General features: G+C 69.9%; 13 protein-coding genes and 2 tRNA genes. 9 read left to right on the forward strand and 6 right to left on the reverse strand.

Annotated elements, in window-relative coordinates; genetic code table 11:
- Nucleotides 1–3: 3 nt before the first annotated feature.
- The 5 genes from MQE23_RS23510 to MQE23_RS23530 all read right to left on the reverse strand — a co-directional run bounded on the left by MQE23_RS23510 (nucleotide 4) and on the right by MQE23_RS23530 (nucleotide 2599).
- Nucleotides 4–807, reverse strand: a complete 804-nt coding sequence (locus MQE23_RS23510) for an ABC transporter permease (protein ID WP_020274988.1) — start codon at nucleotides 805–807, stop codon at nucleotides 4–6.
- Entirely contained in the window at nucleotides 804–1775 is a 972-nt protein-coding gene (locus MQE23_RS23515; RefSeq protein WP_243380190.1) for an ABC transporter ATP-binding protein, read from the reverse strand. Before MQE23_RS23515 ends, MQE23_RS23510 begins: the two co-directional genes overlap by 4 nt.
- 144 nt (nucleotides 1776–1919) lie before the next feature.
- Nucleotides 1920–1992 (reverse strand) — tRNA-Gly (locus tag MQE23_RS23520).
- Nucleotides 1993–2074: 82 nt separating this feature from the next.
- Nucleotides 2075–2146, reverse strand: a tRNA-Gly gene (locus tag MQE23_RS23525).
- A 135-nt stretch (nucleotides 2147–2281) separates the two neighbouring features.
- Nucleotides 2282–2599 carry an Lsr2 family protein gene (locus MQE23_RS23530; protein WP_010045046.1) on the reverse strand — a complete coding sequence of 106 codons (318 nt, stop codon included), beginning with the start codon at nucleotides 2597–2599 and terminating at the stop codon, nucleotides 2282–2284.
- A 267-nt stretch (nucleotides 2600–2866) separates the two neighbouring features.
- Here MQE23_RS23530 and purS point away from each other — a divergent pair, with 267 nt between their 5' ends.
- From purS to purM, 9 genes are all read left to right on the forward strand, one after another.
- On the forward strand, nucleotides 2867–3130 hold the full coding sequence (gene purS, locus MQE23_RS23535) for a phosphoribosylformylglycinamidine synthase subunit PurS (RefSeq protein ID WP_010045045.1): 264 nt from the start codon (nucleotides 2867–2869) through the stop codon (nucleotides 3128–3130).
- Nucleotides 3127–3807: a phosphoribosylformylglycinamidine synthase subunit PurQ gene (gene purQ / locus MQE23_RS23540; protein WP_020277208.1), complete on the forward strand. Its 681-nt coding sequence runs from the start codon at nucleotides 3127–3129 to the stop codon at nucleotides 3805–3807. The genes purS and purQ overlap by 4 nt, the downstream gene beginning before the upstream one ends.
- On the forward strand, nucleotides 3804–6062 hold the full coding sequence (gene purL, locus MQE23_RS23545) for a phosphoribosylformylglycinamidine synthase subunit PurL (protein ID WP_020277207.1): 2259 nt from the start codon (nucleotides 3804–3806) through the stop codon (nucleotides 6060–6062). The genes purQ and purL overlap by 4 nt, the downstream gene beginning before the upstream one ends.
- A 131-nt stretch (nucleotides 6063–6193) precedes the next feature.
- Complete coding sequence (locus MQE23_RS23550; protein ID WP_020277206.1) at nucleotides 6194–6694, forward strand: winged helix-turn-helix domain-containing protein; 501 nt, start codon at nucleotides 6194–6196, stop codon at nucleotides 6692–6694.
- Between the two features lie 36 nt (nucleotides 6695–6730).
- Complete coding sequence (locus tag MQE23_RS23555) at nucleotides 6731–7564, forward strand: M23 family metallopeptidase (RefSeq protein WP_243380191.1); 834 nt, start codon at nucleotides 6731–6733, stop codon at nucleotides 7562–7564.
- Nucleotides 7565–7574: 10 nt separating this feature from the next.
- Nucleotides 7575–8372 (forward strand): maleylpyruvate isomerase family mycothiol-dependent enzyme, encoded by a 798-nt coding sequence (locus tag MQE23_RS23560; protein WP_020277204.1) that lies wholly within the window; start codon nucleotides 7575–7577, stop codon nucleotides 8370–8372.
- 37 nt (nucleotides 8373–8409) lie between these two features.
- Nucleotides 8410–9189, forward strand: coding sequence for an META domain-containing protein (locus MQE23_RS23565; protein WP_243380193.1), 780 nt, complete (start codon nucleotides 8410–8412; stop codon nucleotides 9187–9189).
- Nucleotides 9190–9252: 63 nt separating this feature from the next.
- Complete coding sequence (gene purF, locus MQE23_RS23570; RefSeq protein ID WP_020277202.1) at nucleotides 9253–10782, forward strand: amidophosphoribosyltransferase; 1530 nt, start codon at nucleotides 9253–9255, stop codon at nucleotides 10780–10782.
- 45 nt (nucleotides 10783–10827) lie between these two features.
- Nucleotides 10828–11895, forward strand: coding sequence for a phosphoribosylformylglycinamidine cyclo-ligase (gene purM / locus MQE23_RS23575; RefSeq protein WP_020277201.1), 1068 nt, complete (start codon nucleotides 10828–10830; stop codon nucleotides 11893–11895).
- A gap of 95 nt (nucleotides 11896–11990) precedes the next feature.
- Here purM and MQE23_RS23580 read toward each other — a convergent pair whose 3' ends face one another.
- On the reverse strand, nucleotides 11991–12242 hold the full coding sequence (locus MQE23_RS23580) for a DUF3073 domain-containing protein (protein ID WP_020277200.1): 252 nt from the start codon (nucleotides 12240–12242) through the stop codon (nucleotides 11991–11993).
- Nucleotides 12243–12290 lie beyond the last annotated feature (48 nt).

Genomic DNA, 12290 nt, shown 5'->3' on the forward strand with positions numbered 1-12290 from the left:
CGGTCAGCGCCGCGGTTCCCAGCGGAACCACCGCCGTACAGCAAACACCGCGATGACGATCCAGACCACCGCCGTCGCGACGGCGCCCAGCGCCTCGGCCACCGGCAGGTCGCCGGTCCAGCCGCCGCGCACCAGGGTGACGACGGGCGTCAGCGGCAGCAGTTCGCAGACGGAGGCCACGCGGTCCGGCAGGAGCTCCAGCGGGAAGAACATGCCTGAGCCCATCATCGAGACGAGCATCAGGGGCATGGGCGTGACCTGGGCGCTCTCGCCGGTCCTGGTGAAGCTCGCGGTGGCGGCGGCCAGCGCGGCACACATCACGAGCCCCAGCAGCAGGCCGGCGACGGCCAGATGGGGCGCGGGCGGCGCGGGCAGATCCAGCAGGACCGAGCAGCCCACCGCCAGCACCAGGCACTGCACGAGCCCGGTGAGCACGGCCGGCAGCGCGGAACCGGCCAGGATCTCGACGTCCCGCAGCTCACCGGTGCGCAGCCGCTTGAGGACCAGTTCCTCACGCCGGACGACGAGGGCGCCGACGAGCACCGAGTAGACGGCGAACAGCAGGGAGAAGCCGACCGAGGCGGGCAGCACCAGGGTGCCGGTGCTCAGCCCGGCTTCGGCGAGGTCCATCTTCTTGGAGAACTGCGATGTGCTGACCGGCAGCACCAGCGGTGCGAACAGCGCGGCGACGAGCGCGCCCTTGGTCCGCCCGAGCAGGGTCATCTCGGCACGGGCGAGTGCCGTCATCCGGCTCAGTGGCGTGGTCACCGCCGACGCCGGGCGGGTCGTCGTGTGCGTGGCGCTCATGCCGCGTACTCCTTCGCCGTCATCCCCATGGCCTGCTGCGCGGAGACGTTCTTGGCGATTGCGAGGAACGCCTCCTCCAGGGAGGCCGACCGCACGTCCAGGCGGCGCAGTTCCACCCGGACCTGCGCGGCCCACATCAGCAGTCCGGTGGCCGTCCGCTGGAGTTCGTGGGTGCGGAGCCGGACGGTCCGGCCGTCGGTCTCGTGCCCGCTCACGCCCAGCTCGCCGAGCGGCGGGAGGTCGCCGACGAAATAGCCCTCGGGCAGTTCGAAGGAGATCCGCGACGGTTCCGCGGCGGTCACCTCGGCCGGGGTTCCGGTGGTGGCGATGCGGCCCGCATGCATGATCGCCAGCCGGTCGGCGAGGTTCTCGGCCTCCTCCAGGTAGTGCGTGGTCAGCAGCACCGTCGTACCGCCGTCGCGCAGGGCGCTCACCAACTCCCAGGTCTCGCGGCGGCCTTCGGCGTCCAGCCCGGTGGTCGGCTCGTCCAGGAAGAGCACCTCGGGGTCGCCGAGCAGCGCGAGCGCCAGATCCAGTCGGCGCCGCTGCCCGCCGGACAACTGCTTGACCCGGATGCCGGCCTTCGACTGCAGCCCCACCAGCGCCAGGATCTCCGCCGGTGGCCGGGCCCCGCTCACACACCCCGCCCACATCCGCGCGGTCTCCGCGACGGTCAGCTCGGACGGGAAGCCGCCTTCCTGGAGCATCACGCCGGTGCGCGGCCGTACGAGGGCCCGGTCGGTGTACGGGTCGTGGCCGAGGACCCGCACCCGGCCGCCCGCCGGCGCCGCGAGGCCCTCCAGCAGTTCGACGGTCGACGTCTTGCCGGCGCCGTTGGTGCCCAGCAGGGCGAAGATCTCCCCGCGTCGTACGGAAAAGGTGATTCCGCTTACCGCCTCGAACCCGCCCCCGTACACACGCCGCAGGTCAGTGACCTCAATCACGTGTTCGTGTCCGTTGGTATCCATGTCCTCAGCGTCCCGGCCGCGTGGCTCCGGGAGCAGTGCGCGCTGTCATCACTCGGCATGACAAATGTCAGAAGCAAGGATCAGAGACCAGGAACGGAAACACGAAGAAGACCCCGGTCCATCAGGACCGGGGTCTCATTCCCGAGCGGACGACGAGGCTCGAACTCGCGACCTCAACCTTGGCAAGGTTGCGCTCTACCAACTGAGCTACGTCCGCATATGCTCCCGACCGGCTCTCACCGATCGGTGCGGGCACCAGCCTACCTGATCCACACGAGTGGTCGGTACTGGCGATGCAGAGCGGGTGACAGGAATCGCACACTGCGCCTTCCCCCTGGAAGGGGGATGTTCTACTACTGAACTACACCCGCATGTTTCCGTGAGCCGGGCCTTTCGGCCTCGCCCCTCGGCGTGCTCCAGACTCTAGCTGATCAGCCGGGGTGCTGCGCAAGTCGGTTGCCGCGAGGGGCGGGTGAGCGGTCGTCCGCCCGGGCCTCACCGGGCCGTCACTGCGCGGCGGTGAACGCCTCGTAGACCTTCTTGGGGATGCGCCCGCGCGCGGGGACCTCCATCTTGTTCGCCTGGGCCCAGGCCCGTACGGCCGACGGGTCGGGGGCGACCTCCGTCTGCCGGTACGCCCTGCCCGAGCGGGACCGTTTGCGGCCGGCCTCCACGTAGGGCGCGAGCGCCTTCCGCAGTTCGCCGGCATTGACTTCGTTCAGGTCGATCTCGTACGACTTGCCGTCCAGTCCGAAGGCGATCGTTTCCGCCGCTTCCGAGCCGTCGATGTCGTCAAAGAGAGTGACCACGACCTTCTGCGCCACGAATATCGGTCCCTTCCTGCGGCACTTGCCAATTCATTTCTACAGTGCCTGACAATGCAATGTGAAACCCGACTAAATCCTCCCGCGTGTCCGAACGCAATAGGTTCCGGGTGTCGACCCGGAATCTTTCCCGGAAATTTTCGTGTGTGGGTCCGTTGATGCGGGATCGTGATGACCGTCACGTAGTTTCCTACAAGTCGACGCGCGTAGAATTTTTGTGCGGGTAGTCTGAAGGAACCTGCTCAGCACCACACACCGGGAGTGCCAGTGGCACGCGTCGTAGTCGACGTCATGCTCAAGCCGGAGATCCTCGACCCCCAGGGCCAGGCGGTGCAGCGCGCACTGCCGCGGCTGGGTTTCGAAGGGATCTCGGACGTCCGCCAGGGAAAGCGTTTCGAACTGGAAGTTGACGGGCCGGTCGACGAGGCCGCCCTCGCCCGCATTCACGATCTTGCGGAGTCCTTCCTCGCGAACACCGTGATCGAGGACTTCACGGTCCGGGTCGAGGAAGTCGCGGAGGCCGTGAAGTGACCGCTCGTATTGGCGTCGTCACTTTCCCCGGCAGTCTGGACGACCGGGACACGCAGCGCGCGATCCGCCTCGCGGGCGCCGAGCCGGTCGCCCTGTGGCACAAGGACAAGGACCTCAAGCAGGTCGACGCCGTGGTGCTGTGCGGTGGTTTCTCCTACGGCGACTACCTGCGCGCCGGGGCCATCGCCCGTTTCTCGCCGGTGATGGAGCCCCTGCTGGAGCAGGCGAAGGCCGGTCTGCCGGTGCTCGGCATCTGCAACGGCTTCCAGATCCTCACCGAGGCCCACCTGCTGCCCGGCACGATGCTGCGCAACAACCACCTGCACTTCATCTGCCGTGACCAGAAGCTCCGGGTGGAGAACGCCGAGACGGCCTGGACCAGCGACTACACCGCCGGCCAGGAGATCCACATCCCGCTGAAGAACATCGACGGGCAGTACGTCGCCGACCAGCGCACGCTGGACGCGCTGGAGTCCGAGGGCCGGGTCGCCTTCCGGTACCTGGACGTCAACCCCAACGGCTCGAACAACGACATCGCGGGCGTCACCAACGAGGCCGGCAACGTCGTGGGCCTGATGCCGCACCCCGAGCACGCCGTCGAGCCGCTGATCGGCACCGGTCGTACCGACGGCCTCCCGTTCTTCACCTCGATCCTCAAGAAGCTGGTCAACGCATGAGCCGGACGCCTCTGGACACGGTCGAGCACGCGGCCGCGACCCCCGACGTCGAGCTGCCCTGGGCCGAACTGGGCCTGAAGAAGGACGAGTACGAGCGCGTGGTCGAGATCCTCGGCCGCCGGCCCACCGGGGCCGAGCTCGCCATGTACTCGGTGATGTGGTCCGAGCACTGCTCGTACAAGAGCAGCAAGGTGCACCTGCGCCAGTTCGGCGAGAAGGCACCCGAGAACGACGCCCTGCTCGTCGGCATCGGCGAGAACGCCGGTGTCGTGGACGTCGGCCAGGGTTACGCGGTCACCTTCAAGGTCGAGTCGCACAACCACCCGTCGTACGTCGAGCCCTACCAGGGCGCGGCCACGGGTGTCGGCGGCATCGTCCGCGACATCATCGCCATGGGCGCCCGGCCGGTGGCGGTCGTCGACCCGCTGCGGTTCGGCGCGGCCGACCACCCCGACACCAAGCGGGTGCTGCCGGGTGTCGTCGCCGGCATCGGCGGCTACGGCAACTGCCTGGGCCTGCCCAACATCGGCGGCGAGGTCGTCTTCGACTCCTGCTACCAGGGCAACCCGCTGGTCAACGCCGGATGCATCGGCGTGATGCGGCACGAGGACATCCACCTCGCGAAGGCGTCCGGCGCGGGCAACAAGGTCATCCTGTACGGGGCCCGGACCGGCGGTGACGGCATCGGCGGCGCCTCGATCCTGGCCTCCGAGACCTTCGACGACGCCAAGCCCTCCAAGCGCCCGGCCGTCCAGGTCGGCGACCCCTTCCAGGAGAAGCTCCTCATCGAGTGCACCCTGGAGGCCTTCAAGGAGAAGCTGGTCGTCGGCATCCAGGACCTGGGGGCGGCGGGCCTGTCCTGTGCCACCAGCGAGCTGGCGTCCAACGGCTCCGGCGGCATGCGCGTGACGCTGGACGACGTCCCTCTGCGCGACTCGACGCTCTCGCCCGAGGAAATCCTCATGAGCGAGTCGCAGGAGCGCATGTGCGCGGTCGTCGAGCCGGAGAAGGTCGACCGCTTCCTGGAGATCTGCGAGAAGTGGGACGTCATCGCCACCGTCATCGGTGAGGTGACCGACGGCGACCGCCTGGAGATCTACTGGCACGGCGGCAAGATCGTCGACGTCGACCCGCGCACGGTGGCCCACGAGGGCCCGGTCTACGAGCGCCCGTACGCCCGCCCGTCCTGGCAGGACGCCCTCCAGGCGGACGACGCGAACAAGCTGCCGCGTCCGGCGACGAGCGAGGAGCTGAAGGACCAGGTCCTGAAGCTGGTCGGCTCCCCGAACCAGGCCTCCAAGTCCTGGATCACCTCGCAGTACGACCACTTCGTGCAGGGCAACACGGTCCTCGCCCAGCCCGAGGACTCCGGCATGATCCGGATCGACGAGGAGACCGGCCTCGGCGTGGCCCTCGCCACGGACGGCAACGGCCGGTACGCCAAGCTCGACCCGTACGCGGGCGCGCAGCTGGCCCTGGCGGAGGCCTACCGCAACGTGGCGACGACGGGCGCCAAGCCGCTCGCCGTCTCGGACTGCCTCAACTTCGGCTCGCCCGAGGACCCGGCGGTGATGTGGCAGTTCGCGGAGGCCGTGCGCGGTCTGGCGGACGCCTGCCAGCAGCTGGGCACCCCGGTGACCGGCGGCAACGTCTCGCTCTACAACCAGACGGGCGAGGCCGCCATCCACCCGACCCCGGTCGTCGCGGTCCTGGGCGTCATCGACGACGTCACCCGTCGCACGCCGGTCGCCTTCCAGGAGGAGGGGCAGCTGCTCTACCTCCTCGGCGACACCCGTGAGGAGTTCGGCGGCTCGGCCTGGTCGCAGGTCGTCCACGACCACCTCGGCGGCCTTCCCCCGAAGGTCGACCTGGAGCGCGAGCGCCTGCTCGCCGAGATCCTGATCGCCGCCTCCCGCGACGGCATGATCGACTCCGCGCACGACCTGTCCGACGGCGGCCTCATTCAGGCGGTCGTCGAGTCGGCGCTGCTGGGCGGCAAGGGCGCGCGCCTGATCGTCCCGGACGGTCTGGACGCCTTCACCTTCCTCTTCTCCGAGTCGGCGGGCCGCGCGGTCGTGGCCGTGCCGCGTTCGGAGGAGGTCCGCTTCAACGACATGTGCGGTGCGCGGGGCCTGCCCGCCACCCGTATCGGTGTCGTGGACGGCGACTCGGTGGACATCCAGGGCGAGTTCACGCTCCCCCTCTCCGAGTTGCGCGAGCTCCACGAGGGGACGATCCCGGCGCTGCTGGCGTAGTCCACTGCCGGCGTAGTCACGAAGGCCCCGCCCCGCCCGTCATGGCGACGGGCGGGGCTTTCGTATGTCCGGACGCCCACTGAGGCCCGCCCCTCTTGCACGCGATTACGTAGTTCCGTAATCTCCATAGAGTGGAACTGGAACAACGCGTCGCCGACCTGGAGCGCCGGCTGGCCGCCCTGGAAGGCGCCCACCGCGCCGGACCCCGCCTCGACGCAGGCGACTTCTGGGCCCTGAACGGGCTGAAGGAGCAACTGTCCGAGCTGGGAGCCGCCGACGGCGGTGTCCTCTACACCGGCTCCGTACGCCTGCCGACGGGCGAGCAGTACGCGTGGCAGACGGGAGCCCTGACGGAAGAGCTGCTGGAGGACGACTGGACACCGGTCGCCGAGTCGTTCGCGGCACTCGGCCACCCGGTCCGGATCCGGCTGCTCCGCGAGATCCTCGGCGGCCGGCGCACCGCGGCGGATCTCGCCGAGCTGGACGAGGTCGGCACGACCGGCCAGATCTACCACCACCTGCGCCAGCTGACCGGCGCCGGCTGGCTGCACACGACCGGCCGGGGCCGCTACGAGGTGCCGCCGGGGCGGGTCGTACCACTGCTGGTGGCGGTGGCGGTGGCACGCCCGTGAACGACTGAACCCGTGACCGACCGAACCGGGGGAACGATGTCCGTACGCAAACTCGCCAAAATCGCCTACCGTGCCCTGCAACTGGCGTTTCTCGGCCTGGTGGTCGCCCACGCCGCGCTGGACCTGGGCTATCCGTGGTGGTGGAACTTCCTGCCGATCGCCCTGGCCTACCTGATCCTCGTCGTGGCCAACAGGTGGGGCGGCGCGACGGACAGCCCGCGCGCGGCCCGGGAGCCGGTCGAGGTCGAGCCGCCCGTCACCGGCCGCTGGACCGCGCTGAACAGCCCGGCCGACCGCACCCCGAGCCACGGCACGCACGCCTACGGCCAGACGTACGCCATCGACGTCGTCGCCGAGCCGGAGCCGGGCGCCCGCCCGGGATTTCACTGGCTGTGGCCGTTCGCGCGTCGCAACAGCGCCTTCCCCGCCTACGGCTCCCCGCTCCTCGCGGTCGCCGACGGCACCGTCGTCCGGGCCACCGACGGTCAGCGCGACCACCTCAGCCGTACGTCGCCGCTCGCGCTGCTGTACCTGATGGTCGTGGAGGCGTCCGTGCGCGACCTGTCCGGCGCCGGGCGCGTCGTCGGCAACCACGTCGTCCTCGACCTCGGCGACGGCACCTACGCGCTCTACGCCCACCTCCAGCGCGGCTCGCTCACCGTCCGCGAAGGGGACCGGGTGACCGCCGGACAGCCGCTCGCCCGCTGCGGCAACTCGGGCAACTCCACCGAGCCCCACCTCCACTTCCAGCTGATGGACGGCTCCGACCCGGACACCGCCCGCGGTATTCCCTTCACCTGGCGCGGCATCGGTGTCCCCCGCAACGGCGAGAGCTTCGAGACGCCCGCGGCGGCATCGCAGCCCGCATAGGCTGATCTCCATGCCCCCGGCCAAGAAGCGCGCCCGCAGCTACGACCCCGTCAAGATCCGCACCGCGGTCTTCACCCAGTTCGGGCACGTCCGCGAGGCCGTACACACCCTCACCCCCGACCAGCTCGCCCTGCCCACCCGGCTGGGGGACTGGACGGTACGGGACCTCGCCGCGCACGTGACCATGGCCGTGGAGACCGTCAGCCGCAACCTGGAGCGCGAGGAACCGGCGAAACCGGAGCTCGCCCTCCTCGACTGGCCCTTCGCCACCGCCGCCCGCGCAGGCGACATCGCCGACGGCACCCGCGACCTCGCCGCCGCCAACCCCGACCTCGACGCCCTCTACGCCCGCACCGAGGAGCACCTCGCGCGCAAGCTGGCCGACACGCCCGGCGACCGGGTCCTCGCCGCCCGCACCGGCGCCATCACCCTCGCCGACTACCTGGTCACCCGCACCGTCGAACTCGTCGTCCACACCGACGACCTGAACGCCGCCGTCCCGGGCCTCGACATCCCCTACGACCGCCAGGCCCTCGCCGCCTGCACCCGCCTCCTCGCCGACGCCCTCGCCGTGAAGGCGCCCGGCGGCTCCACCGAGGTGCGGATCCCGCCGTACGCGGTCGTGCAGTGCGTGGCGGGCCCGAGGCACACCCGGGGCACCCCGCCCAGCGTCGTCGAGACGGACCCGCTGACCTGGATCCGGCTGGCGACCGGGCGGCTGGCCTGGGCACAGGCGCTCCAGGACGCCCGCGTGAGCGCCAGTGGCGAGCGGGCGGACCTTTCGGCCCACCTGCCACTGATGGCATAAGGGGAACCGATCCCCCCGGGTCCCCCGTCGAAGTGGCATGGACAGGCAGAAGCAGCGCATGACCCTGACGGCCGCCGCCGTGCTCGTCCCGCTCATGGCGGCCTGCGGCAACGAGAAGGCGGACGGCGGCAGCGGTTCGGTCGGTGCCGGGAAGCCGGTGACGGTGACGGGCGTGCGGTGGAGCGTGGACAGCGTCACCGCCGACGGAAAGACCCAGAAGGCCCCCACCGGCGCCCACGTGACCATCGACAAGGGCCGGGCCGAGGGCAGCTTCGGATGCAACAAGTTCGGCGCCGATGCCACCGTCGACGGCGACCGCATCCGGCTCGCCAAGACCATGTCCACGGAGATGGCCTGCGAGAACAAGCCCATGGACTTCGAGGAGACCCTCGCCCGCACGCTCTCCGACCGGGAGCTCAGGGCCCGGGTGGACGGCGACCGCCTCACGCTCACCACCGGCCAGGGGGACACCGTCCGCCTGACCAAGGCGAAGGACGCCCCGCTGAGCGGCACCAGGTGGACCGTCACGGCCCCGGACACCGACGGCCGCGCTCACCTCACCTTCGACGCGAAGAAGGGCACCGTCTCCGGCAGCCTGGGCTGCAACAAGGTGAACGCCGAGGCCACCGTCCGCGACGGCGATATCACCCTCGGCCCCCCGGCCACCACCCGAATGATGTGCGAAGACTCACTCATGTCCGACGAGAAGGCCCTGCTGCGACTTTTCGACGGGAAGCTGAAGTACGGAGTCGATCACCAAACCCTGACGCTGACCAGCGCAAACGGCACGAGTGTGCGAGCCGTCGCCGAGCGGTGATCCACTGAAAAGTCCGGTATCCCCAATTCGGACCAGTGGACGACCTCGCCTACACTCGGTGGCGTGCCACGTGGTGACGGACGACTCAACCACGACCTGCTCCCCGGTGAGAAGGGCCCCCAGGACGCTTGTGGCGTCTTCGGTGTCTGGGCTCCGGGCGAAGAGGTCGCCAAGCTCACGTACTTCGGGCTCTACGCCCTCCAGCATCGAGGCCAGGAATCCGCGGGAATCGCGGTCAGCAACGGCTCACAGATCCTCGTCTTCAAGGACATGGGCCTGGTCTCCCAGGTCTTCGACGAGACCTCACTCGGTTCGCTCCAGGGTCATATCGCGGTCGGTCACGCCCGCTACTCGACCACCGGTGCCTCCGTGTGGGAGAACGCCCAGCCGACGTTCCGTGCCACCGGGCACGGCTCCATCGCGCTCGGCCACAACGGCAACCTCGTCAACACCGCCCAGCTCGCCGAGATGGTCGCCGACCTGCCCAAGCAGGAGGGCGGCCGCACCCCGCGCGTCGCGGCCACCAACGACACCGACCTGCTCACCGCGCTCCTCGCGGCCCAGGTCGACGAGGACGGCAAGCCGCTGACCATCGAGGAGGCGGCCGGCCAGGTCCTGCCCCAGGTGCGCGGCGCCTTCAGCCTCGTCTTCATGGACGAGAACACGCTGTACGCCGCCCGCGACCCGCAGGGCATCCGCCCCCTGGTCCTCGGCAGGCTGGAGCGCGGCTGGGTCGTCGCCTCCGAGTCCGCGGCCCTCGACATCTGCGGCGCCGCCTACGTCCGCGAGATAGAGCCGGGCGAGTTCGTCGCCATCGACGAGAACGGCCTGCGCACGTCTCGATTCGCGGAAGCGAAGCCCAAGGGCTGTGTCTTCGAGTACGTGTACCTGGCCCGCCCCGACACCGACATCGCCGGCCGGAACGTCTACCTCTCCCGCGTGGAGATGGGCCGCAAGCTGGCGAAGGAGTCCCCGGTCGAGGCCGACCTGGTGATAGCGACCCCGGAGTCCGGCACCCCGGCGGCCATCGGTTACGCCGAGGCCTCGGGCATCCCCTTCGGCGCCGGCCTGGTGAAGAACGCCTACGTCGGCCGTACGTTCATCCAGCCCTCGCAGACCATCCGCCAGCTGGGCATCCGTCTGAAGCTGAACCCGCTGAAGGAAGTCATCAAGGGCAAGCGCCTGGTCGTCGTCGACGACTCGATCGTGCGCGGCAACACCCAGCGCGCCCTGGTCCGCATGCTCCGCGAGGCGGGCGCCGCCGAGGTCCACATCCGGATCTCCTCGCCGCCCGTGAAGTGGCCCTGCTTCTTCGGCATCGACTTCGCCACCCGCGCCGAGCTCATCGCCAACGGCATGACGATCGACGAGATCGGCACCTCCCTGGGCGCCGACTCCCTGGCCTACATCTCCATCGACGGCATGATCGAGGCGACCACCATCGCCAAGCCGAACCTGTGCCGCGCCTGCTTCGACGGCGAATACCCGATGGAGCTCCCGGACCCCGAGCTGCTCGGCAAGCAGCTCCTGGAGACGGAGCTGGCCGCCGGCCCGGCCGCCACGGCCGCCGCCGACGCGATCCGCCGCCCGTAGGCAGCCCGCACTACCTGCTGTACGACACGAAGGTTCTCATTAGCCATGTCTGAGACAACTGGTGCCAGCTACGCAGCCGCGGGCGTCGACATCGAAGCGGGCGACCGCGCCGTCGAGCTGATGAAGGAATGGGTGAAGAAAGCCCAGCGCCCCGAGGTCCTCGGCGGCCTCGGCGGCTTCGCCGGACTCTTCGACGCCTCCGCCCTGAAGAACTACGAGCGGCCCCTGCTCGCCTCCGCCACCGACGGCGTCGGCACCAAGGTCGACATCGCCCGCCAGCTGGGGGTCTACGACACGATCGGCCACGACCTCGTCGCCATGGTCATGGACGACATCGTGGTGTGCGGCGCCGAGCCGCTGTTCATGACCGACTACATCTGCGTCGGCAAGGTCCACCCCGAGCGCGTCGCCGCCATCGTCAAGGGCATCGCCGAGGGCTGTGTGCTGGCCGGGTGCGCCCTGGTCGGCGGCGAGACGGCCGAGCACCCCGGCCTGCTGGGCGAGGACGACTTCGACGTCGCCGGCGCCGGTACGGGCGTCGTGGAGGCCGACCGGCTGCTCGGCGCGGATCGTATCCGGACGGGTGACGCGGTGATCGCCCTGGCGTCCTCCGGTCTTCACTCGAACGGGTACTCCCTCGTCCGGCACGTCCTGCTGAACCAGGCCGGCCTCGCGCTGGACACCCACGTCGACGAGCTCGGCCGCACCCTCGGCGAGGAACTGCTGGAGCCGACGAAGATCTACTCGCTGGACTGCCTGGCCCTGATGCGCACCACCGAGGTGCACGCCTTCAGCCACGTCACCGGCGGCGGACTCGCGGCCAACCTCGCCCGGGTCGTCCCCGACGACCTGCACGCGATCGTCGACCGCTCCACCTGGACCCCCGGCCCGGTCTTCGACCTCGTCGGCCGGACGGGGAACGTCGAGCGCCTGGAGCTGGAGAAGACCCTGAACATGGGCGTCGGCATGATCGCGATCGTGCCGCAGGAGTCCACGGACGTGGCCCTGGCGACCCTGGCCGACCGTGGCGTGGACGCCTGGGTGGCCGGAGAGATCACGGACCGGGGCGAGCACACCACTGGTGCCGCCCTGATCGGTGACTACGCGAACTGAGGCACGGGGGTCGAAACCCCGCGAGACCTTGCAGGCAGCACAGAACCCGGTCGGTGACCTTTCGGTCACCGACCGGGTACATGCTCAGTGCAAGGTCAAGCGCCGCGACGGTGTTGCGAGGACTGGTCGTCCTCGTCTTCGTCGTCGTCCTCGTAGAGGTCGGCGTACCGTGCGTACAGGTCGTCGTCCTGATCATCGTCCTCGAACGGCCCGCCGTTAGGCGGCTGCGGATTCGAAGGCGATGCACCCAGCTCCTCGGCCAGGCGTGAGAGGTCAGTCCCACCGCTGTTGTACTTCAGCTGGCGGGCGACCTTCGTCTGCTTGGCCTTGGCCCGGCCGCGCCCCATGGCTCGACCCCCTCAACGACGGGGCTCGACGGCCCCAGAGTCTTGACA

Source organism: Streptomyces sp. HP-A2021, from assembly GCF_022807935.1.
GTDB lineage: Bacteria > Actinomycetota > Actinomycetes > Streptomycetales > Streptomycetaceae > Streptomyces > Streptomyces afghaniensis.